Genomic DNA, 21084 nt, shown 5'->3' with positions numbered 1-21084 from the left:
CAATACCTCCCCCTCTTGGCATTCGGGTGCATCCTAAACCCAGCCATGACGTGTTCTATGTAAAAACTTGGACCCTGTGAGACGGGAGTTTGTTCGTGCGGCGCGGCCTGTTTTCCCGTGTCTGTAGGCATATCTGACGTTCGTGCTGCATGGGCCCCCTGTGCGGGCTGTGGCGATCTTTCTCCTCGTGATCGGCCGATTTCCCCCAGCCGAGGGCAAAGAAGCGTGTTGTCTGGCGGGTCCCCGGCCACCCGTCTGGCAACGTCGGCCAGGGCGTTTCCTGCTGGCCTTGGTGGAGGGTCTTATGCGTGGTGTCGGACATAGCGCGGACTTCGACCGTCTGCTCTCGGCCGCCAGGTCATATTGGGGGGACATTCCCGGCGGTGACGGCTGCGTCGTGGCGGAGGCGTACGACGACGACATCCGGGTCGTGACGCGCACGCTGCTGGTCGCCAGGGCCGTGTGCGACCTGATCTCGGCGCGGCTGGTCGTGCTGACCGGCCCCGAATGGCGGCGCCTCGCGGAGGCGTTCGGCGCCGCCGGCGACGTCCAGCCGGAGCTGCCGCCCCTCGCGCTCGTCACCAGCCGCGCGGACCGCTCGGTGACCAGGGAGATCCCGGTCGTGCACGTCCACGGCACCGGCTCGCTGAAGGCGTACACGATGTTCCCCGACCAGGGCCCGTGCTCCTTCTTCGACGAGCTGCCCGCCAGGGTCGGCGCGTTCTTCGAGCGGCACGTGTGGCCGCACAGGAAGACGATCAGGCCCGGGGCCGAGCGGGTCGCCTGGCGGGCGAAGAGCGGATACCAGCTCCGTACGGACACCGAGCGCCGCCAGCTCCGCTACTACGGCTGCGCCCGCCTGGGCATCGACGCCGACCGGCCGACGATCGCCGTGTTCGGCCACACCCCGGGACAGGACACCGAGCTGTACGACGCGACGGCGGAGTTCGCCGCGTCCGACGAGTCCGCTAACTGGCTGTTCCTCGACCCCGTCGCGAACGGTCATTCCCGGATGAAGTGCGTGACCGGCGCCCTGTCCACCAACATCCTGTGGAGCGTGACGGACGTGGGCGTCACCTTCAGGGACAGCGACCTGCCCGCCTTCGGCATCCCCGTCATCCAGGCCGGCTGGTCGGAGGGCAGCGCCTGCGGCGCCACCTACCTCGCCCGCTCGCCCGCGGGCCACCGCGGCCTGCTGGAGGAGGCCATCGGCAGGCACGCCAAGGGCGAGTCGTTCCTCGGTCCAGAGCAGCGCGAGCGCGCCCGCCTGTGGCTCTGGCTGCGCCGCTGCGGCTCCGACGTCCCCACCCAGCTCCTGCCGCACTGGGAGCACGGCGCGGAGGACTACGCCCGAGCCCTCGCCGTCAACCTCCGCTACGTCGAGCGCGACGGCGACCCCCTCTACCGTGCCGTCGCCCGCATGTGGGACCGGCGCGAGCCCGTGCTCACCCGTTTCGACTTCCACGACCCGGCAGCGCTGGCCACCACCATCACCCCCGAGAGGAGCATCCGATGACCAGCAGCACAGGATCCGACACCGACACCGACCTCGACCAGGTGATCCTGCCCGCGATACCACCCGTGCACCTGCTCAGCGGGCAGGTCCCCTCGCTTCAGGTGACCGACCGGCTGCACAGGGGCAGCCACATCGTCGGCAGATTCGAGACCTCGGGGCTGGCCGGTTTCAAGGTGGCCGCGCAGGGACGCCCGCTGCGGGTGTTGCTGACGTTGTCGGCCGACGACCGGTCGGTGAGCGGCTGGCACACCGGAAAACCCGTGCCAGGCGGCCCGCTCACGCGGCTCGTGCAGATCCGCTCCCAGGGGCGGCTGCGCCAGTGCGTCCTGCTGAAAGGCCGGCGGTCGCACGCCAAGGTGGCCTTCGACCTCGCGGCCGAGGAGATCCCCGACGACGGCCTCGTCTGCATCGAGGCGCTCGACATCATGGAGGGCGACGGCGTCGGCGAGGAGGTGCGCCGCATCGTGTCCGGGCGCGTCGCCCCCGACGGGGTGGCCGGCGTGCGCCTCGACAAGGTCGTGCTGGACGAGCCGCCGGAGGTGGACTTCGACCCGGACACGCTCGACGGCTCCCGCTGCGAGCTGTCGACCCTGATCAGCGCCGGCGGGCTCGCCAACCTCAACCGGCAGGGCGTACGCGTGCTGCGGTCGGGCATGTTCGTCGTCAACCCCGTGCTGAAGGACACCTTCGGCGCGACCGGCCGCGTCACGCTGAGACTCGGTACCAAGGCCGAGCCGGCCAGCCTCATCCCCGCGTCGTGGCGGCGGGTGAACAGCGAGTTGCGCTGGCTGCGGCACGCCACCAAGAAGCTGCTCGGCTCGGCGGCGCCCAGGGTGGAGCGGGTGCTCAGCGTCAGGGACGGCGAGCCGGTCGAGTTCGAGCAGCGGCCCTGCGGCAACGTGACGGAGCTGGAACTGGCCAGCCCGACGACCTCACCGCTGCTGGTCTTCGTCGCCTCCGGCCGCGGCGTGCTGGCGACCCTGGAGTCAGGCACCTCGCACTGACCGGATCAACGGGAAATTCCGCGATCATCCGTGAAAACGCCGTGCTGAGGGCAGTCTTTATGGATGACCGAGCACGGATTGCGAATCGAAGCCACACGACACGTGCACTGCACGGTCATACGCGCCGGCGGTGAGCTCGACCACGACGGCAGGGTCAGGTTCAGCGCCTGCATCACGTCCGTGTGGGACTGGTCGCAGGGGCCTGTGCTCGTGCTCGACCTGCACGACCTGGACTTCTACGACTCGTCGGTCATCGGGGTGCTGGCGATGGCCATGCAGCGGATGGAGGAGGAGCGCAGCGGTGGCCGGATCATCCTCGTCCAGCCGGACCAGCACCTGCTGTCGGTGCTGCGGCTGACGGACCTGCTGTCGCACGTGGAGCTGGCCGACAGCGTCGATCAGGTCGTGGCGGAGCTGATGGTGCGGGCGCAGGACGGGTCGCCAGGGCGGACTTCGCCGAACGTGATCAGCAGAGGCGGCGAGCAAGATGATCACTGCTGAGCGGCTCCGCGCGGACGGCGGAGCCCGCCTCAGAGGTCACGTTCAGAGCCCGTACGCCTCCAGGAGCCGCAGCCACACCTCGCTGACCGTCGGGAAGGACGGCACCGCGTGCCACAGCCGGTCGAGCGGCACCTCGGCGGTGACGGCGATCGTGGCGGCATGCAGCAACTCGGCCGCCCCCGGCCCGACGAACGTGACGCCGAGCAGCACCTTCCTGTCCTCGTCGACGACGGCCCTGGCCCGGCCGCGGTAGCCGTCGCCCAGGAGGTAGGCACCGGTGACCGAGCCCATGTCGTAGTCGACGACGCGCACCCGGAAACCGTCCGCGCGGGCCACGGCCTCGGTACGGCCGACCGCGCAGATCTGCGGATCGGTGAACACCACCTGCGGCGCGCCGTAACCGCCCGCCAGGTCGCGCATCGCGGGCAACTCCTCACCGCGGGCCCGCGCGGCGATCACGTCGCCGCAGACCCTGGCCTGGTATTTGCCCATGTGCGTGAGCAGCGCGCGCCCGTTGACGTCGCCCACGGCGTACAGCCAGCCATCGGAGACCCCGGTCGCCCGCATGCTGTCGTCGACCTCGATCGGGACGTTGTCGGGCAGGCCCACCGTGCCGAGCCCCACATCGCGGACGGCGGGCCGGCGTCCCGTGGCCACCAGCAGCTCGTCCGCCTCCAGCACGGGCCCCTCGGGCAGGTGAACCGTCACCTTCCCGCCCGGCTCCGGCCGCTCGACCCGGCTGACCTGGGTGCCGGTGCGCACGGTGATCCCCGCGTCCGCGAAGGACCGGGCGAGCAGCTCCCCGGCGAACGGCTCCATCCTGCCCAGCAGCCCCTCGCCGCGTACCAGCAGGGTGGTCTGCCGGGTGCCCAGGCCGTGCATGGCCTGCGCCATCTCGCAGGCCACGACCCCGCCGCCGAGAACCACGAGCCGCTCGGGGATCACGCTGGTCGCGGTCACCTCGTGGCTGGTCCACGCATTCGCTTCGGCCAGCCCCGGCACGGGAGGCACGGCCGGAGTGCTGCCCGTCGCCACCACGACGGCCTGGTGGGCCGTCAGCAGCCGCTCGCCTCCGTCCGCCAAGGCGACGCGCACCCGCCTCGGACCGTCGAGCCTGCCGCGCCCGCGGACGAACTCGGCCGGCACGCCCTCGATCCATCCCACCTGGCCGGAGTCGTCGAGATGGCCGACGGTCTCGTCACGACGGGCCAGCACCGCCGCCACGTCGATGGGCCCGAGCTCCAGGCCGGGCACCCGCGCCACCTCGCCCGCCAGATCGACCGGCCGCAGCAGCGCCTTGCTCGGCACGCACGCCCAGTAGGAGCACTCCCCGCCGGCCAGCCGCTCCTCGACGATCGCGGCCGTCAGACCGCCGCGCACGGCCCGGTCCACGACGTTCTCACCGGCGGGACCGGCGCCGATCACGACGACGTCGAACTCGTCAGCCACCTTGCCTCCCAAGCACTCGTACGGACGTGAGAAAACTCTTTCACGTCCGTGCGCCTATTACCGGGAACCTCCCGACCCGTCGCCGGGGTGAGAGGCCAGCGGGTTGGGCAGCGTGGTCCACCGGTCGCCGGGCGGCGCGTCGTCGAGCTGGGCGAGCAGGTGGGCCTTCACCGTGATGTGCGTACCGAACACGGCGTCGCGGTCGGCGCGCGCGTCCGGCGTGCCGGGCAGCTCGTCGAACGCCTCGCGTGCGGCGGCGGCCACGACGTTCCACAACGTCGCCTCCGTAGCGCGGTCACGTCGTCCGAGCAGCGCGACCAGGCTGCCGAACGTGGTGCCGACGAGCGAGCCGAGCAGCTTGCCGTGCAGCACGTCCGGGTCGTCGGTGAGCAGCCTGGGGCTGACGGGCGGGGTCTCGATCCCGTTGCGGGCGAGCCGGGCGGGGCAGATCCTGACGTCGGCCAGGTCCCGGTAGACCAGCCGGTACGGCAGGCCGTCACGGTCGAGCGCGACGAGCAGGTTCTGGCCGTGCGCCTCCAGCGCGACGCCCAGGGCGAGCATGCCGAGCATGTCCTCCAGCGCCAGGCGGGCGAACGCCGCCAGCCACGAGGCGGGGTCGCGGACCATCTCGCGGGTGATCGCCGCCACGGGCAGCACGGTCTCCGCGCCGGCGCGCGGTGTGGGCTCCCGCAGCATGGCCGACACGTCCGCGCTGTGCTCGCCGTCGACCCTGGCGGCGGCCCCCGCGAGGTAGCCGGCGACGGCGGGACGGCCGCCCCGCCGTCCTGACAGAGTGGCGAGCAGGCGCGACAGCGGGACGCAGTCGCGCACGGAACCGGGGGAGATGTCCCTGACGCTGGAGGTCATCCGGGTGCTGAACGCCGTCTTCACGTGCGGGCCGCCGTCCACGGGGGCGAGGGTGCGTACGGACGTCAACGGCCGGGCCGGGATCGCCCCCGTGGCGTACGGGCGCAGGCCCAGGCCGGGCAGGACATGGCGGGTCTGCCAGGGGTGCAGGGGGAGCAGGAGCCGGTCGCCGTCCATGAGCGAGGCCGGCCAGGGCCCCGTCACCAGGCACGCGGCGGCGGGCAGCGCGACCAGGTCGAGGGCGACGGTGGTGCGGTGCTCCGGCATGTACGCGAGCTGCTCGGCCACGGAGACGCCGGGGCGGTTGCGGCAACCCGGATGGTAAGGATGCCCGTCGACCACGCTCTGCTCGTAGTCCTCCGGGGTGTTCAGGCCGTCAGGGCCGGCCCGGGCGGTGGCGGCGCGGGACAGGGCCAGCGAGGCGACGCTGTTGTCCAGGTCGTGCACCAGCCGGGTGGTGCCGGGCAGGGCGAGCGCGGCCAGGAGTTCGGCGGGGTGCGTGTACGGCCGGCCGTCCAGCCAGAGGGCCGGCTCGCCTTCGAGGTCGTACGGCAGCCGCGCCCGCCCCCGCAACCGCCGCCCGTCCACCAGCGCCACGCACACCTGCCCGTCCTGGCGCTCGTCCGCGATGCCCGCAGGCCCGTCCGTCTGTCCGGCTGATCGTGCGAGGCCGGGCAGGGGTTCGTACAGCAGGCTGCGCCACAGGCGGCCCAGCACGGCGGCTCGGGCGCCCGGCAGGGCGGCGGCGTAGCCCGCGGAGAGCTCCGGACGCACGAGAGCCAGCTCCGACTCGAACGCGGCCTCCGCCTTCAACGCGTTTCGCGTCATGTCCTCCTAGCTACCCGCGCCAGGTTCCGCCCCGGTGGGCACGTCGAGGAGCCCGAGGCTGTCCTGCTCACCCCTGCGCGTGATGACCTCGTTGATGGCCCGGGCGAGCCCCTGCCTGCTGTAGTCGCCCTCGGGCAGCTCGTTGAGGTGGGTGAGCAGGTCGGCGGGCAGGTTCACGTGCTCGGACACCGCCGAGTACACCTCCCGCATCGCCACCCGGTCCCGGCCGCGGAACGCCTCGTCGATGGCCTGCTGCAGTTCGTCGAGCACGGCGTGGTCAGTCATCGGTGTCATCTCCTGTAGGTCCGGCGAGCAGATCCTCCGCCTGTTCCATCACCATCTCGACCGAGACGTCGCACACCCACGACCGGTCGTGCGGGCAGCGCTCCGCGGCCGGGTCCACGCCGCTCGCGCCGCATTGCGGGCAGGCCGTGGTCCAGGAGATCAGCGGGCGGTGCCGGGTCCTGCTCAGCGGCCCGGCGTTGATGAGGTTGCCGCACCAGTAGACGCCGACGGTGGGCGTGCCGACGGCGGCGGCCAGGTGGCGCGGGCCCGTGTCGTTGGACACCAGCAGGTCGCAGCGCTCGTACAGCGCGGCCAGCCCGCCGATGCCGAGCGCGCCGACGACGGCGACGGCGGGCCGCCGCATCGCCTCGAGCACGCCCAGCACCAGGTCCTCCTCCTCGCGGGTGCCCGTCACCACGACCGGCCTGCCCAGCCGGTCGGCGACCTCGGCGAAGCGCTCCACGGGCCAGCGCCGCCGCGGGTCGCGCGCGCCCGGATGCACGGCCACCAGCCCCGGCGGCGGCTCGCCGAGCAGCTCCGTCGCCTCGGCGCGGTCGGCCGCGGTGAGCGCCAGCCGCGGCTCCAGCTCGCCCGCGACCCCGCCGACCAGCGCGGCGACCTGCAGGAAGCGCAGCGTCTCGTGGTGGTAGTCGGTGTACGGCACCCAGCGGTCCAGCCGCTCGGCGCCGGGGGCGCGCATCCCCGCGGTCACCCTGGCGTCCAGCCCGCGGACGAACGGGTTGGAGTAGCGGCCGCCGCCGTGGATCTGCACCGCCAGGTCGAACCGGCGCCTGCGCAACCGCTCGCACAACTTGTCGGGCGCGGCGTGCCCCGGCTCGGCCGTGGACACGCCCGAGATCGGTGGCAGCGCCACCACGTCGTCCACGGGCCCCGGCCGGCCCGCCAGGAACGCGGCGTGCCACGGCATGCCCAGCAGCGTCAGGTGCGCGCCGGGGTAGGCCCGCTTGAGCGCCTCCAGCGCCGGCACGGCCAGCAGGAAGTCGCCGAGGGCGTTGGCCCGCAGCACCGCGATTCGTTCCACCCCGCCGACCAGCGCCGTCATGGCGCCTCCGGTACGGAGGCTGCCGGGCGCGTGATGTGAAGGGTGGTGCATAGCCGCCTGGCTACCCCGAGACGTCATGCCCGTAACACCCGGCCAAATACTCCATCGCGGGTTTGACCTGGCCTTTTGCTGGTATGCGCCTCTCATGGGCACAGAGCGGGTCATCAGCGCCGCGGTGGTCGGCGACGTCATGCTCGACTCGTGGCTGTACGGCTCGGCCAAGCGCCTGGCACAGGAGGCGCCGGTGCCCGTGATGAGCCTGGAGACCACCGTGGTCGCGCCGGGCGGCGCCGCCAACACCGCCGCCAACCTGGTGGCGCTGGGCGCCCGCGTCCGGCTCGTCGGCGTCGTGGGCGACGACGAGTGCGGCGAGACCCTGGTGCGCTCGCTCCAGCTGCGCGGCGTCGGGACGGACCTGCAGACGGTGCCGGGGCGGCGTACCGCGCACAAGCGGCGGCTGGTCACCAGCGGCCAGCTCACCGCGCGCTACGACGAGGAGGACCTCGACGGCATCCCCGGCCACGCGGAGCGGCGGCTGCTCGGGCGGCTGGCCGGCGCCGTGGCGGGGGCCGACGTGGTCGTCGCGTGCGACTACGGGGGCGGCGTGTTCAGCCCCGCCGTGCGCCGGGCGCTCGCCGGGACACCCCTGCTGGTGGTGGACGCGCACGCGGTGGCGGCGTGGCGGGAGTGCGCTCCGGCCGCGGTGCTCCCCAACTTCGCCGAGGTCGTACGCCTGCTCGACGACGGTGTGGAGCCCCGCGACCGGCCGGCGTACCTGGCGGCCCGGTCGGAGCGGCTGCTGGAGCTGACCAGGGCCGGGGTCGTGGTGACCACGCTGGACGGGGAGGGCACGCTGCTGCACAGGCGCGGCCTGCCGCCGTACCGGACCTACGCCAGGCCCGCGCCGCAGCACATGGCGACGGGCGCGGGCGACACCTACACCGCGGCGTTCGCGCTCTGGCTGGCGGGCGGGGCCTCGCCCGAGGAGGCCGCGGAGGCGGGCCAGGCGGCGGCCGGCGTCGTCGTACGGCGCCAGGGGACCGCCGTCTGCACCCGTCACGAGCTGATGCGCGCGCTGCGCCGCCACGAGGGGACGATCCAGACGGCGGAGGGCCTCGCCCAGCTGCTGGACGAGCACCGGCGCAGGGGCGAGCGGGTGGTGTTCACCAACGGCTGCTTCGACGTGCTGCACCGGGGGCACGTGACCTACCTGGAGGAGGCGGGGCGGCTCGGCGACGTGCTCGTGGTGGCCGTCAACAGCGACGCCGGGGTGGCCCGGCTGAAGGGCCCTGGACGCCCGGTCAACCCGTGCGAGGACCGCATGGCGGTGCTGGCGGCGCTGAACGACGTCGACTACGTGACAGAGTTCGACGAGGACACGCCGGAGCGGCTGCTCAGGATGATCCGGCCCGAGATCTACGTCAAGGGCGGCGACTACACCCCCGAGATGCTCACGGAGGCCCCGCTGGTGCGCTCGCTGGGCGGCGAGGTGCGCGTGCTCGGGTACGTCCGCGACCGGTCGTCCACCGCCATCATCGGCCGCATGCGGGCGATGCCCTGAGGTTTGACGGGCCCGCCGTTCGGTAGACGGCAGCTCATGGCACAGACCCTTCCGGCCCGCCCCGACCTGCGTACGGGCGCCGAGCCCCGGCGCAGGCCCGAGCCCCGGCGCAGGCCGGTCAGGCGGGCCGCCGCCCGCGGCGCGATCGCGTCCATGGCGATGTCGGGCACCAGGCAGTTCACCACCGCACTCGGGCTGGTCGCGAAGACGCCGCCGGAGTCGGTGATCGAGCGGACCGCTCCCCGGATGTTCCACGAGATCCCGGTCGCGCGCCGTCCGGCCCTGGTGGAGGCGGTGCACTGGACGTACGGGGCGGTCGGCGGGGCGGTCTTCGGCCTGCTGCCGCGCGCCGTGCGCCGCCGCAAGTGGGCGGGCCCCGTCTACGGGATGCTGGTCTGGGCCGCGTTCGAGACGGCCATCGCGCCCGCCCTCGGCCTGCCCCGCAGGAAGGGCACCGCCGTGGAGCGGATCGCGCTGATGGCCGACCACCTGTTGTACGGGACGGTGGTGGGCGCCTCACCGTGGCCGTACCAGGACACGCCTCAGAGCTGAACCGAGAGCGCCCCGGCCAGCCACGGGCGCAGGATCGGCAGCACGGTCGCCGAGTGCATGGCGGACATGTGGTCGAGCCCGTCGAGCACCTGGACGTCCCAGCCGAGGGCTTCGAGCTCGGCCCGGTGGCGGGCCAGCGTGCCGCCGATGCTGACGTGCGTGCCGCCCCACCGCTCGTCGTAGTGGATCTCGTCGGCCGAGCCGGCGAAGCAGAGCCGCGGGCAGGAGAGCCGGACGGCCCGGTCGTCGAACCCCTGCAACTCCTCGTAGAGGGTGACGAACTGCCGGGTCTGCTCCTCGGACGTGGACACCTCGGCCGACGACCAGTCGTACGCGTCGCCCGTGTCGGCCTTCTCCGGCTTCTCTGGCTTCTCGGGCTGGGGCGCCTGCCCGGTGGCCATCTCGTACGTCGCGTTCGTCACCCGCAACATCTCGGCGTACGGCGCCCCGTACGCGGGGAAGCCGCCCATGACGAGCGCCGAGAGCCGGTTGGTCCTGATCGCCAGCTGCAACCCGCTCACCGCCAGCCACGAGTAGCCGTAGTACGCGAAGCGCTCGGCTCCCGCCGCGTCGGCCACGGCCACCAGGTCGGCCGCGATGGCGGCGGGCGTGAGCGTGGCGGGTTTGGGCGTGGCCATGACGTGGCCCTGGTAGTCGAAGGCGATGACCTGGAAGGCGTCGCCGAGGCCGTCGATGAGCGAGCGCCCGAGCGCCGGGTCGGCGCCCCACTTCCGCATCTCGTCGGCCTGCTCGCCCTCGACGGGGCGCGGGTCGACGGGCAGCAGCAGGGCCGGGCCCGAGCCGTGCACCTCCACGTCGATCGTGTTTCCGTCGTGCAACGTCGCCTTGGCCATCGGGGGCTCCTCGCTGATTCGATACGCCGTAAAGTGTTGTCTCGGCGAGAATAGCTTATGGCGTAAAGAGTCTCAACGGGTTGGGGACGGGCACGCACCTCATGTCGCCGCCGTCGGCGCCCAGCCAGCGCAGCGTGAGATTGGCCTTGGCCGGCACGTACGAAGCCGACAGCAGGTCGCGCAGCTCCCCGGGATCGTCGTGGTCCTTGCCCGCGGCGGCGAACACGGCCCTGGCCCGCTCCCACAGCTCGGCGCGCAGCCTCGGATGGCGGGCCGCGACCGAGCCGGCGATCTCCCGCAGGTGGTTGGTCACCAGGCAGTACACCAGCCGCTCCCAGGCGTAGGAACGGCTCACCAGCGGCGCGTCCCGGAGCGCGGGATGCCGGTCCGCGACCAGCTTGACGCCCTCGTGGTCGCGGAAGACGGCCTGCGCGGGCATGCCCTGCCCGTCCACCGCGATCAGCACGTTCTGCAGGTGGCATTCGAGCACCACGCCGTGGCGCAGGTAGGCGTGCAGGAGCGGGGGCACCACGTGGTCGAGATAGGCGCCCCACCAGGCCAACGCCTGCTCCGCGCCCAGCCCGTCGAGCGGGTCGCCGGGGAAGCCTTCGGCGATCGCCGCCGACAGCAGTGGCGTCAGCCCGGGACGAACGTGCTCGCGCAGCCCGTCGCGGACGATCACGGCCAGCCCCTCGCCGCCGTCCGAGCCCAGCCGGGCGCTGCGGTAGCCCCGGTCGCGCAGTACGGCCGGGCGCGGCAGGTGGCAGGGCAGGTCGTCGAAGGCCAGGTCCAGCGCGTCGGCCACCACGGGCAGGCGGCGCAGATCGCGCAGCCACAGCCGGCGGACGTCGTTCGTGATCCGCACGTCCAGGCTGAACTTGCAGAACAGGTCCGCCTCCGGCAGGTACACCGTGCGGATCGACGCGGTCGGCACGGCCACGGCCGCCGTGACCCCTAGGTGGCGCAGCCGCCCGCCGCGCAGGCCGCCCAGCAAGTCCACCTGCCAGGGGTGAGCGGGCAACGCCACCAGCCCGCCGGGGCCGGCGGGCGAGAACCCGAGGAGGTCGAGGCCGGTGGTGTCACCTTCCTCCACCAGGTCCTCGGCGGGGACGCCGAGCAGCGGCAGGGCGAAGCTCGCGTGCGCCTCCGGCGAGTACCGCAGCCACGCCTCCGGTCCCGACCCGCCGCGCGCCTTGGGCGCGGGATGGTAGCGGTGGCCCGCCACCAGGGCCTGCTCCGAGCGCAGGTACGGGTCCGCCGGCGGCACGGCGCTCCGCCTGGCGGCCAGCAGCGCGGCCGTGACGTCCCGGCTGTGCAGGATCTCGGCGGGCAGCGCGTCGTTGCCCACCCCCGTGCCGGCGCGCAGCTCGGCGGAGGCCAGCGCGACCAGCTCGGCCAGCGTCAGCTCGCGCCAGCCGCCGGGCGTGCGCAGGGCGGGCCTGCCGGGGTGGCGTCCGTTCCGGACCCGCAGGACGCGGCCGGTCGCGGGGAGCAGGTACGCCCCGGGTTGCGGGCCGTCGACCCTGGCCACCTCGCGCAGCAGGCAGTTGAGCAGCGCCGTCACCGCGAGGTCGTCGGCGTCCGCCCCTGCCTCGCCGTGCCCGGCCGGCGGGAGGAGGCCGTCAGTGATTGCCATGGCGAGCTTCTCCTACCGTTCATCCATCATCCCCCTGTCGCCCCCGGAACCCGGGGACCGCCCCAGGCACCTGCCCCGGCGGCGGGGTCTCACGACCGGCTATCAGCCTCACCTCACTTATTTGAACCAATCGTTCTTGAATGTGCTAGCTTGGAGGCATGGCGAGGAGCAAGGAGTTCGACCCGGACGTCGCGTTGCAGAAGGCGCTCGACCTCTTCTGGGAACGCGGCTACGAGGCGACGTCGATGGCCGACCTCGTCGAGCACCTGGGCGTCGCGCGGGCGAGCATCTATGCCACGTTCGGCGGCAAGCGGGAGCTCTACCTGCGGGCGCTGGAGCGCTACCTGGCGCAGCGCGACGTCGTCGGGCCGCTGGCCCAGCCGGGGCCCGCGCTGCCCGCGATCCGGGCGTTCCTCGACGCCTACGTCGCCGAATGCCTGGCCGACGAGCTGCGAAGAGGCTGCATGGTGGTGAACACGGCCGTGGAGTTCGCCGCGCGCGACGCGGCCATGTCGGCGAAGGTGGCGGCGAGCTGGGCGGAGCTGGAGACCGCGATCGCCGCCGCCCTCGTCAGGGCGCGGGCCCAGGGCGAGATCCCCGCGGAGAAGGACCCGCACGCGCTGGCCAGGTTCCTGCTCGTGCTGCTGCAGGGCGTCAGGGTGCTCGGCAGGGCCGACCCCGATCCGCACCGGCGGCTGCGTGACGCGGTCGATCAGGCGATGAACGCCATCCACATTTAAGAACGATTGGTATGGAATAATGGCAGAACGTTTCGCAGGAAAGGTCGCGCTCGTCACGGGCGCGAGCGGGGTCGTCGGCCGTGCGGCCGCGCTGGCGTACGCGAGGGAGGGCGCGGCGGTGTTGCTCGCGGGCCGCGACCCCGGGCGGCTGGCCGAGGTCGTGCGGCAGATCGAGGCGGATGGGGGGCGGGCCGGGGCGTTCACGCTCGATGTCACCAGGTCCGCCGAGGTCGCCGCCATGGTGGAGGCGGCCGTCACGCGGTTCGGGCGGCTCGACGTGGCGTTCAACGCGGCCGGGATCTTCGGCACGCTGGCGCCGGTGGCCGGCTATGACGAGGACGTCTGGGACGACGTGCTGGCGGTCAATCTCAAGGGCGTGTTCCTGTCGATGAAGCACGAGATCGCTCACATGCGCGCGCACGGCGGTGGCGTCATCGTCAACGTCGCCTCCAACCTCGGCGCCCACTGGCGGTTGCCCGGGGCCGGCGCTTATGTCGCGTCGAAGGCGGCCGTGAGCCACCTGACGCGCACGGCGGCCCTCGAATACATCGCGGAGGGCGTACGCATCAACGCCCTCAGTCCCGGCCCCATCGACTCGCCCATGTCCGCGCGGCCCGGCGAGACCCCCGAGGAGCGAGACATCCGCATGAAGGACGCGCTGCCGATCGGCCGGGTCGCGGCCCCCGAGGAGATCGCCGCCGCGGCGCTGTGGTTGTCGTCGCCCGAGTCGTCGTTCGTCGTGGGCCACGACCACGTGATCGACGGTGGCGCCACGGCCTGACCTGCTCAGGAGGTCTGGAAGTCCGCCACGTTCTCCTTCGTCACCACCTTCACCGGCACCGCCACCGTCTTCTGCACCGTCTCGCCCTTGGTGACCTGCACGGCGGCCTCCACCGCCTGCCGGCCGAGCAGCTTGGGCTGCTGTGCGACGGTGGCGGCCATGGTGCCGGCCTGCACGGCCTTCAGCGCGTCCGGCGTGCCGTCGAAGCCGACCACCTTGACCTGCTGCCCGGCCTTGGCCCCCAGCGCCTTGATCGCGCCCAGCGCCATCTCGTCGTTCTCCGCGAACACGCCGGTGATGCCAGGATGCGACTGGATCAGGTTGGTCATGACGTCCAGCCCCTTGGTCCTGTCGAAGTCGGCCGGCTGCTTGGCGACGACCTTGATGTTGGGGTACGCCGCGATGCCCTGCGTGAACCCCTGGCCGCGGTCGCGCGAGGCGGACGTGCCCGGCGTGCCCTGGAGCACGGCCACCTCGCCCTTCTCGCCGAGCTGCTTGGCCAGCTCCTGCGCGGCCATCTTGCCGCCCGCCACGTTGTCGGAGGCCACCGTCTGCGCCACCTCGGCGCCGTTGACGCCGCGGTCGGCCGCGACGACCGGAATGTTGACCCGCTCCGCCGCCTTCACCGCCGGGGCGGCCGCGTCGGAGTCGACCGGGTTGATGATGATCGCCTTCATGTTCTGGCTGGTGAAGTTCTGGACCTGGTTCACCTGCTGGGACGCGTCGTTCTGGGCGTCGGTGACGGTGAGCGTGGCCCCGAGCCTCTTCGCCTCGGCCTGCGCGCCGTCGCGCAGCTGGACGAAGTACGGGTTGTTCAGCGTCGACACCGACATGCCGAGCTTCAGCTCGCCCTCCTGGGTGCCGCCGCCGCTTCCGCCCCCGCCCCCCGAGCCGCACGCGGCCAGCCCGAGCACGGCCGCGGCCATGATGATCGCGGGACTGCGCATGATGTATCCCCCCTAGTTGGTTCCTCTGCGCCGCAGGGTGTCGACGAGGACCGCGAGCGCGATCACCACGCCGATCACGACCTGCTGCCAGAACGCCGAAACCGACAGCAGGTTCAGTCCGTTGCGCAACACGGCCAGGATGAGCGCCCCGACGAGCGTGCCGAGCGCCCTGCCCTTCCCGCCGGACAGACTCGCGCCGCCGATCACCACGGCCGCGATCGCGTCGAGCTCGTAGCCCGCCGCCGCCTGCGGCTGCGCCGAGGCCAGGCGGCTGGCCAGCACGATCCCGGCCACCGCGGCGAAAGCCCCGGACAGTGCGTACGTGATGAGCAGCTGCCGGCCCACCTTGATCCCCGACAGCCGCGCGGCCTCCTCGTTGCCGCCGATGGCGTACATGGCGCGGCCCGTATAGGTCCTATTGAGGATCACCGCCGCGATCACGCCCATGACGACCATCACGATCAGGGGAATCGGCAGGTAGGTCCCGATCGTGCCGCCCAGCTCCGACACGGCGTCGGGCATCGCGATCGGGCTGCCCTCCGAGACGACCAGGGCCAGGCCGCGGGCGATGCCGAGCATGGCCAGCGTGGCGATGAACGGCGGCAGCTTGCCGTACGCGATGAGAGCCGCGCTGACCAGCCCGCACGCGACGCCGACCGCGAGCGACACCAGCGTGGCCAGCGGCCACGGCAGCCCGGCCGAGGTGGCGGTCCAGGCGAGGGAGATCGCCGACAGCGCCGCGACGGACCCGACGGACAGGTCGATGCCGCCCGTCACGATCACGAACGTCGACCCGAACGCCAGGATCGCCGTGACGGCGGCCTGGACGCCGACGTTGAGCAGGTTCGTCAGGCTCAGGAAGTCGGCCGACAGCAGCGACAGCGCCACGACCAGCACCACGAGCGCGACCACGGCGCCGTTCTCGGCCAGCCACGCGGCGGCCGCCGAGCGGCGGGGGAGCACGTCAGCGGACATGGGAGGCCTCCATGGTCGCGAGCGCCATCACGTCGTCCTGCGTCGCCTCGGTGGCGCGCAGCTCGCCCACGAGCCGCCCCCGCGCCATGACGAGGATCCGGTCGCTCATCCCGAGCACCTCCGGCAGGTCACTGGAGATCATGAGCACCGCGTCGCCGGCGGCGGTGAGCGCGTTGACCAGCTGGTAGATCTCGACCTTGGCCCCGACGTCGACGCCGCGCGTCGGCTCGTCGAGGATGAGCACCTTCGCGTTCGCCGCCAGCCACTTGCCGATGACCACCTTCTGCTGGTTGCCGCCGGAGAGCGTGCGCACCTCCTGGCTCAGCCCGGTCATCCGGATGCCGAGCTGCTCGGCCACCCTGGCGGCGGTCCTGCGCAGGCCCGGCCGGTCCACGAACCCGGCCCGCGTGGCGTCGCGCATGGTGACCAGGCCCAGGTTCTCGGCGACGTCCGCGCCGAGCACCAGGCCCTGGGCCTTGCGGTCCTCGGGGACCAGGCCGAGCCCGGCCTCCATGGCGGCGTGCACGTCGCCGGGCGGCAGCCGCCGGCCGCGTACGAACACCTGGCCCGCGTCGTAACGGTCGGCGCCGAACACCGCCCGCGCCACCTCCGTGCGGCCCGCCCCCACGAGCCCCGCCATACCGACCACCTCGCCGGCCCGCACCTCGAACGACACGCCGTCGAACACGCCCCGCCGGGTCAGCCCGCGCACCTCCAGCAGCGGCTCCCCCCGCTCGGCCGGCCGATCCGGAGCGGAGCGCGGGTACTGCTGGTCGATCGGCCGCCCGACCATCAGACCGACCAGCTCGTCCCGCCGGGTGTTCGCCGGAACCTCGGCCACGGACCTGCCGTCACGCAGCACGGTCACCCGGTCGCCGATGTCGGCGATCTCCTCCAGGTGGTGCGTGATGAACACGACGGCCACGCCCTCGTCACGCAGTTGCCTGACGATCGCGAACAGCCTTGCCACCTCGCTCGTGGTGAGCACCGCGGTCGGCTCGTCCATGATCAGGACACGGGCGTCCAGCGCCAGCGCCTTGGCGATCTCCACCATCTGCATGCGCGCGATGCCCAGCCTGGCGGTCGGCGTGCGCGGGTCCACGTCCACGCCGACCCGTTCGAGCAGCGTGCCGGCCTGCTGCTCCATACGCCTGACGTCGACGAACCCGAACCTGCGCGGCGGGCGGCCGAGCGCCAGGTTCTCCGCCACCGTGAGCTGCGGGACGAGGTTGAACTCCTGGTAGATGGTCGCGATGCCGAGCCGCTGCGCGTCGCCCGCCGAGCGGATGTGCACCTGCCTGCCGTCCATGAGCACCCGGCCGCCGTCCGGATGGTAGGCCCCGGACAGGATCTTGATCAGCGTGCTCTTGCCCGCGCCGTTCTCGCCCAGCAGGACGCGCACCTCACCGGTGCGCAGGCTCAGGTCGACGCCGTCGAGCGCGACCACGCCCGGGAACGTCTTCCGCAGCCCCTCGGCCCTGAGAATCTCGTGGCTCACACAGGAGCCCTTTCCGCTCAGGAGAGCGACGAACCCAGGAAGGCGGGGCGGGCCTCGGCCCCGCGACCTCAGGTCAGGTCCTGGCCCGTCCCGTCGTTCTGCGCCGCCGAGAGGGTCGCGGGGCGCAGGATGCGGGAGGCGCCGACGATCTCGATCCCCAGCAGGGCGCCCTCCTTGTCCAGGTCGAGGATGACGTATCCCGGGATCTCGTCGGCCTCCACCGGGATCTGGGTCGCCGACTCGCCGGCGTTAATGCGGTCGACGAGGTAGATGTAGGCGACGTCGTTCTCGTCGTTGTATTCGATCCGCAAGCCTGCTACTTCTTTCTTCTCCAGAAGGTAGTGATGACCTTGAAGTTGTTATCACTACGGATCACCACCAGCCCGTCATCCCTCTCGTACTCGGACGTGCCGGGGTTCTTCGGGTTGGGCCTCTTGGTTCCCTTCGACAGGGTCTCATTGATGTCCTGCTGGGAGACGTTGCGCTCTTCCTGGCGCTGCCTTGCGTGGCGGGAGAAGAAACCTCCGTTGTTGTCGCCACCCGAGTTGCCCCTGCCCCTGCCGCTCCTGCGGCCCATCTGGGCCATGCCGTCCTGGACGGAGCGGGGGCCGGACGGCGAGCGCAGTCCTGCCGGGCGCATCGGGAGGCTGCGGCCGCCCGTGCCCGCCAGCGCGGGCGTTCCGCGGGGGCCGTTGAGGCGGTTGAGATCGTCCAGGATGCGGCGGCCCGGTTCGGTGACCCGGCGGCGCAGCAACTGGCCGAGCACGTTGCCCGTGCCCTGCACGCCCTCTTTCCTGATCATCCGGTTGCGGGCCCTGGCCAGGAGGATCCGCCTGACGGCGAACGCGGTGCCGCCGGCCGCGGCGCCCAGGGCCAGCAGCCGGGCGACGTCGACCGAGGCGTGCGCCGCCTGCATGATGGTCGCGACCTTCACCCCGGACACCACGTTGGCCGCGCCTTCGAGCCCCACGGGTGCCAGCCTCGCCGCGTTGGCGGCCTGCTCGAGGTGGCCGCCGCTGAGCCCGGTCCTGTCCCAGTGGGCCTGGAGGGCCGTGCCGGACTCGCCGCCGTAGTGCTGCCCGGCGCCGCGTACCGCTGTTTCTCCCTGCGCGGCCGCGGTGAGCCCCTGGGTGGACGTGGCGCTGGCGGCGGCGCTCTCCGTCCGCATGTCGTCTTCGTCGATGGTGTACCAGTTGCTGACCATCGGCATCATGCCGCTGACCTCTGGGGGGACGGCTATGCCCATGAGGCACCGGCGTCTCTGAAGGCCTCGGCGTTCGCGGCCTCGGTGTCCGCGGCGTTCCTGACCGCAAGGTGCATGCCGTCGCCGGTGTCCTGCATCACCGTGGAAAGCCCCTGGTGCACGGCCATCGACACCTGACGGCTCTCGGCGTACGCGCCGATGAACATGCCGAACGTGCCGTCATCCCCGAAGGAGGAGACGCCGTCCCCGCGTTGCGCGAGGGGGTTGAGAGCGGCGTGGTGCTCCTCCGCGTGGGTCCTGACCAGGGAGGCATCTTGCCCCGTTCCTCCCAGGTCCATCTCCATTCCCGTCATATCAAATAATTGTACTGTGACTCTTTGGCGTAATTGAGTCACTTTTCATGACATTCGGCACATGGTGAAAAGCGCACCACGTGTCGCTAGACTGGGCCGCCGGTTCGCTCTCAGATACCTCCGAGGAACCCCCCGCCTTCAGGCGGGGGAGGAATCGGACTCCTGCGGAGCAGGACAGGGGTAGCCGATTCGCCGCCAGGCGAACCGGTGTCAAAACGCCGCACGACACCGCACGGTTCGGTAGTGTGTTCGACGGTGGCGATAACCAAGCCACCGGACGAACGATCAGAAGCACCCTCGCCGCAGGGCTTGCGGAGAGGTGAAACGCCTGTGGAGCTGGTGTAAGACCTCAACGAGAGTTCCCTCTCGGGCGGGCGACCGGCGGTGAAGCAGGAAGGCCGGCCGGCGACGGCTGGAATCCCGGTCCTTCAGGGCCGGGAGGATGTCAAGACCATCGGAGTGAGACATGCGCCCACCAGCACCGGAGGACGACGCCGAGTTCGTGGCCCGGTACGTCGAGAAGAGCCGGGAGGTCATCCGCGGCATCAGGGCCGCGCAGACCGCGATCGGTCAGGTGGAGAGCCGGGCGGAGAGCAGGGACGGGCTGATCGAGGCGGCCGCCGACGGCCACGGAAGGGTGACGCGCCTGCGCATCGACCCGCGGGCGCTGCGGCAGGGCGAACGGGCGCTCGGCGGGCAGGTGACCGCGGTGCTGCGCGCCGCGCAGGAGGAGGCCTCGCGACAGGCGCGGGAGATAGCGGACGAGGCATCGGAACGCGCCGACGCGCTGCCCAAGCCGCTCGACGAGACGTTCGTCCGCGACCGGGTCGAGCAGGCGGCCCGCGACCTTCTTTCGTGAACGGGAGGCGGAACGTGTACGGCTTCGACCAGCCCTTCGGCGACGAGGATGACGTCGACGCGCCCGTGCGGCAGGGCGATCAGCTCATGGCCCGGATGGAGGCGGCGCAGAACGACCTCGACAAGATCGTCGGCACCGGCAAGGGGCCGTCGAGACACGTGACGGCGTCGGTCGACCAGGAGGGCCGCATCCTCGACGTCACGTTCGACCCCCGCGCCATGCGGCTGGGCAGCAGAGACCTGGCCGACGAGGTGCTCGCGGCGATCGGTGCGGCGTGCGCCGACGCCGAGCGGCAGACCGACGAGGTGCTGCGCGAGGCCATCCCCGGCTACGACCCCGTGGCCGCCCGGGCCGAGCTCGAGCAGGCACTGGCCGGCTGGGACTGACGGGTCGCGGCCGGTGGTGCGGGGGACGGCCGGGCCTGACGGATCACGGTCGTGACGTGGGGAAGGACGCCTCGACGCGGAAGCCGCCGTCGGCGTCCTGGCCGATCTCCATGGTGCCGCCGGCCAGCTCCACGTGCCGACACAGGTCGAGCAGGCTCATGCCGGGGCCGCTGACGGTGACCCAGGCGTCCGGCCTGCCGGGGGTGTTGCGCACGCTCAGCCGTACCGCTCCCGGCCGGTAGCTCACCTGCACCCGCGCGTCCGCGCCGGGCGCGTGCTTGCGCACGTTCGTCAGGGCCTCCCGCACCAGCAGGTACGCCGCCCGCCCCACCACGCCCGGCACCGGCGCGGGCGTGCCGGTCACCGCCAGCTCGACGGGCACCCCCGCGCAGGCCGACTCGGTGATCAGCGGCCGCAGGTCGGGCAGCGGCAACCCCAGGTCGAAGCCCTCTCCCGACGTGCGCCGCAGCAGCGCCACCATGTGGCGCAGCTCGTCCAGCGCCTCGCAGCCCGTCGCCCGCAGCTCCTCGGCCGCCGTCCGCACCCGCTCGTCGGGCGCGCTCATGGCCAGCATCCCGGCCTGCAGCACCATCCGGCTCACGCGATAGGTGACCACGTCGTGCATCTCGCCCGCCAGCCGTTCGCGCTCGATCCGCTCGGCCCGTTCCGCCTGCCCGCGCCGGACCCGGGCCTGGGCGGCGGTGTACATCCCGTACATGGCCGCGAGCGCGATCACCGTCTCGGTACGCAGGACGAGGGACATCTGATGGGGCAGCGCCGGCACGGCGAGGGCCAGGACGATCACCGGCAACCACTGCGCGGCCCCGCGGTGCGGATCACCGGGCCGATCACCGGGCCGATCACCGGGCCGATCACCGGGCCGATCACCGGGCCGATCACCGGGCCGGTTCCTGGCGAACGCCATCGCGCCGTACGCGGCGAACGCGGCCGTGGGCGGCCAGAGCGGCACGCCCACGGGCGGGACCACGGCGGGCCCCGCGAACACGAGAAGCACGGGCAGGGCGAGCGCCGTGCCCGCGCTGATCCACGCGACCGTGAGCGGGGCTCTGCGCATCCAGAGCAGCGACAGCGCCGGCGCCATCAGGAGCGCCAGCGCCAGACCCTGGTAGCCGGTCGCCGCGGTCAGGCCTGCCGCGACGATGACCGCGATCGCGTCGATCGGCCGCGGGCGGACTCCGTCCACCGGCTCATCGTACGGTCGCGG

Annotated in this window: 22 protein-coding genes; 9 read left to right on the top strand and 13 right to left on the bottom strand. The window is 72.4% G+C overall.

Going from position 1 to position 21084, the window contains the following annotated elements; genetic code table 11:
• Positions 1–304 precede the first annotated feature (304 nt).
• The 3 genes from ABGB01_RS14065 (at position 305) to ABGB01_RS14055 (ending at position 3021) form a co-directional block, all read left to right on the top strand.
• Positions 305–1516, top strand: coding sequence for a hypothetical protein (locus ABGB01_RS14065; protein WP_347773721.1), 1212 nt, complete (start codon positions 305–307; stop codon positions 1514–1516).
• The gene (locus ABGB01_RS14060; RefSeq protein ID WP_347773720.1) at positions 1513–2520 is read left to right on the top strand and encodes a hypothetical protein; all 1008 of its coding nucleotides are present in this window, start codon (positions 1513–1515) and stop codon (positions 2518–2520) included. Before ABGB01_RS14065 ends, ABGB01_RS14060 begins: the two co-directional genes overlap by 4 nt.
• 63 nt (positions 2521–2583) lie before the next feature.
• The gene (locus ABGB01_RS14055; protein WP_347773719.1) at positions 2584–3021 is read left to right on the top strand and encodes an STAS domain-containing protein; all 438 of its coding nucleotides are present in this window, start codon (positions 2584–2586) and stop codon (positions 3019–3021) included.
• A gap of 42 nt (positions 3022–3063) precedes the next feature.
• Here the strand turns inward: ABGB01_RS14055 and ABGB01_RS14050 are convergent, their stop codons facing one another.
• From ABGB01_RS14050 to ABGB01_RS14035, 4 genes are read right to left on the bottom strand one after another with little or no spacing between them, the layout of a single operon-like run.
• The gene (locus ABGB01_RS14050) at positions 3064–4470 is read right to left on the bottom strand and encodes an NAD(P)/FAD-dependent oxidoreductase (RefSeq protein WP_347773718.1); all 1407 of its coding nucleotides are present in this window, start codon (positions 4468–4470) and stop codon (positions 3064–3066) included.
• A gap of 57 nt (positions 4471–4527) precedes the next feature.
• Positions 4528–6165, bottom strand: coding sequence for an IucA/IucC family protein (locus tag ABGB01_RS14045; protein WP_347773717.1), 1638 nt, complete (start codon positions 6163–6165; stop codon positions 4528–4530).
• Positions 6166–6171: 6 nt separating this feature from the next.
• Positions 6172–6450, bottom strand: a complete 279-nt coding sequence (locus ABGB01_RS14040) for a hypothetical protein (protein WP_347773716.1) — start codon at positions 6448–6450, stop codon at positions 6172–6174.
• Positions 6443–7513: a glycosyltransferase family 9 protein gene (locus ABGB01_RS14035; RefSeq protein ID WP_347773715.1), complete on the bottom strand. Its 1071-nt coding sequence runs from the start codon at positions 7511–7513 to the stop codon at positions 6443–6445. The genes ABGB01_RS14040 and ABGB01_RS14035 overlap by 8 nt, the downstream gene beginning before the upstream one ends.
• A gap of 145 nt (positions 7514–7658) precedes the next feature.
• Between ABGB01_RS14035 and rfaE2 the strand changes: the two genes are divergently transcribed.
• Together rfaE2 and ABGB01_RS14025 are read left to right on the top strand one after the other, a co-directional pair.
• Positions 7659–9074: a D-glycero-beta-D-manno-heptose 1-phosphate adenylyltransferase gene (gene rfaE2 / locus ABGB01_RS14030; RefSeq protein WP_347773714.1), complete on the top strand. Its 1416-nt coding sequence runs from the start codon at positions 7659–7661 to the stop codon at positions 9072–9074.
• 36 nt (positions 9075–9110) lie between these two features.
• Positions 9111–9626 (top strand): hypothetical protein, encoded by a 516-nt coding sequence (locus ABGB01_RS14025; protein ID WP_347773713.1) that lies wholly within the window; start codon positions 9111–9113, stop codon positions 9624–9626.
• Here ABGB01_RS14025 and ABGB01_RS14020 read toward each other — a convergent pair.
• Together ABGB01_RS14020 and ABGB01_RS14015 are read right to left on the bottom strand one after the other, a co-directional pair.
• Positions 9617–10480, bottom strand: coding sequence for an alpha/beta hydrolase (locus ABGB01_RS14020; protein WP_347773712.1), 864 nt, complete (start codon positions 10478–10480; stop codon positions 9617–9619). The genes ABGB01_RS14025 and ABGB01_RS14020 overlap by 10 nt on opposite strands.
• A gap of 55 nt (positions 10481–10535) precedes the next feature.
• The gene (locus ABGB01_RS14015) at positions 10536–12116 is read right to left on the bottom strand and encodes an IucA/IucC family protein (RefSeq protein ID WP_347773711.1); all 1581 of its coding nucleotides are present in this window, start codon (positions 12114–12116) and stop codon (positions 10536–10538) included.
• Positions 12117–12274: 158 nt separating this feature from the next.
• Here ABGB01_RS14015 and ABGB01_RS14010 point away from each other — a divergent pair, with 158 nt between their 5' ends.
• The gene (locus ABGB01_RS14010; RefSeq protein ID WP_347773710.1) at positions 12275–12856 is read left to right on the top strand and encodes a TetR family transcriptional regulator; all 582 of its coding nucleotides are present in this window, start codon (positions 12275–12277) and stop codon (positions 12854–12856) included.
• Between the two features lie 19 nt (positions 12857–12875).
• Positions 12876–13637, top strand: a complete 762-nt coding sequence (locus ABGB01_RS14005; RefSeq protein ID WP_347773709.1) for an SDR family oxidoreductase — start codon at positions 12876–12878, stop codon at positions 13635–13637.
• A 5-nt stretch (positions 13638–13642) separates the two neighbouring features.
• Here ABGB01_RS14005 and ABGB01_RS14000 read toward each other — a convergent pair whose 3' ends face one another.
• The 6 genes from ABGB01_RS14000 to ABGB01_RS13975 all read right to left on the bottom strand — a co-directional run bounded on the left by ABGB01_RS14000 (position 13643) and on the right by ABGB01_RS13975 (position 18614).
• Positions 13643–14584 carry a D-ribose ABC transporter substrate-binding protein gene (locus tag ABGB01_RS14000; protein WP_347773708.1) on the bottom strand — a complete coding sequence of 314 codons (942 nt, stop codon included), beginning with the start codon at positions 14582–14584 and terminating at the stop codon, positions 13643–13645.
• A 12-nt stretch (positions 14585–14596) separates the two neighbouring features.
• The gene (locus ABGB01_RS13995; protein WP_347773707.1) at positions 14597–15559 is read right to left on the bottom strand and encodes an ABC transporter permease; all 963 of its coding nucleotides are present in this window, start codon (positions 15557–15559) and stop codon (positions 14597–14599) included.
• Positions 15549–17057, bottom strand: coding sequence for a sugar ABC transporter ATP-binding protein (locus tag ABGB01_RS13990; RefSeq protein WP_347773706.1), 1509 nt, complete (start codon positions 17055–17057; stop codon positions 15549–15551). The genes ABGB01_RS13995 and ABGB01_RS13990 overlap by 11 nt, the downstream gene beginning before the upstream one ends.
• 68 nt (positions 17058–17125) lie before the next feature.
• The gene (locus ABGB01_RS13985; protein ID WP_347773705.1) at positions 17126–17368 is read right to left on the bottom strand and encodes a DUF2283 domain-containing protein; all 243 of its coding nucleotides are present in this window, start codon (positions 17366–17368) and stop codon (positions 17126–17128) included.
• Between the two features lie 5 nt (positions 17369–17373).
• Complete coding sequence (locus tag ABGB01_RS13980; protein ID WP_347773704.1) at positions 17374–18303, bottom strand: DUF4258 domain-containing protein; 930 nt, start codon at positions 18301–18303, stop codon at positions 17374–17376.
• The gene (locus ABGB01_RS13975; protein ID WP_347773703.1) at positions 18294–18614 is read right to left on the bottom strand and encodes a hypothetical protein; all 321 of its coding nucleotides are present in this window, start codon (positions 18612–18614) and stop codon (positions 18294–18296) included. The genes ABGB01_RS13980 and ABGB01_RS13975 overlap by 10 nt, the downstream gene beginning before the upstream one ends.
• 466 nt (positions 18615–19080) lie before the next feature.
• Here ABGB01_RS13975 and ABGB01_RS13970 point away from each other — a divergent pair, with 466 nt between their 5' ends.
• On the top strand, positions 19081–19473 hold the full coding sequence (locus tag ABGB01_RS13970) for a YbaB/EbfC family nucleoid-associated protein (protein WP_347773702.1): 393 nt from the start codon (positions 19081–19083) through the stop codon (positions 19471–19473).
• The gene (locus ABGB01_RS13965) at positions 19470–19859 is read left to right on the top strand and encodes a YbaB/EbfC family nucleoid-associated protein (RefSeq protein ID WP_347773701.1); all 390 of its coding nucleotides are present in this window, start codon (positions 19470–19472) and stop codon (positions 19857–19859) included. The genes ABGB01_RS13970 and ABGB01_RS13965 overlap by 4 nt, the downstream gene beginning before the upstream one ends.
• A 43-nt stretch (positions 19860–19902) precedes the next feature.
• Here the strand turns inward: ABGB01_RS13965 and ABGB01_RS13960 are convergent, their stop codons facing one another.
• Complete coding sequence (locus tag ABGB01_RS13960) at positions 19903–21063, bottom strand: histidine kinase (RefSeq protein ID WP_347773700.1); 1161 nt, start codon at positions 21061–21063, stop codon at positions 19903–19905.
• Positions 21064–21084 lie beyond the last annotated feature (21 nt).

The organism is Nonomuraea sp. B5E05, from assembly GCF_039880665.1.
In the GTDB taxonomy this organism is placed as follows: domain Bacteria; phylum Actinomycetota; class Actinomycetes; order Streptosporangiales; family Streptosporangiaceae; genus Nonomuraea.
This window is presented reverse-complemented; position numbering and strand designations above follow the sequence as displayed.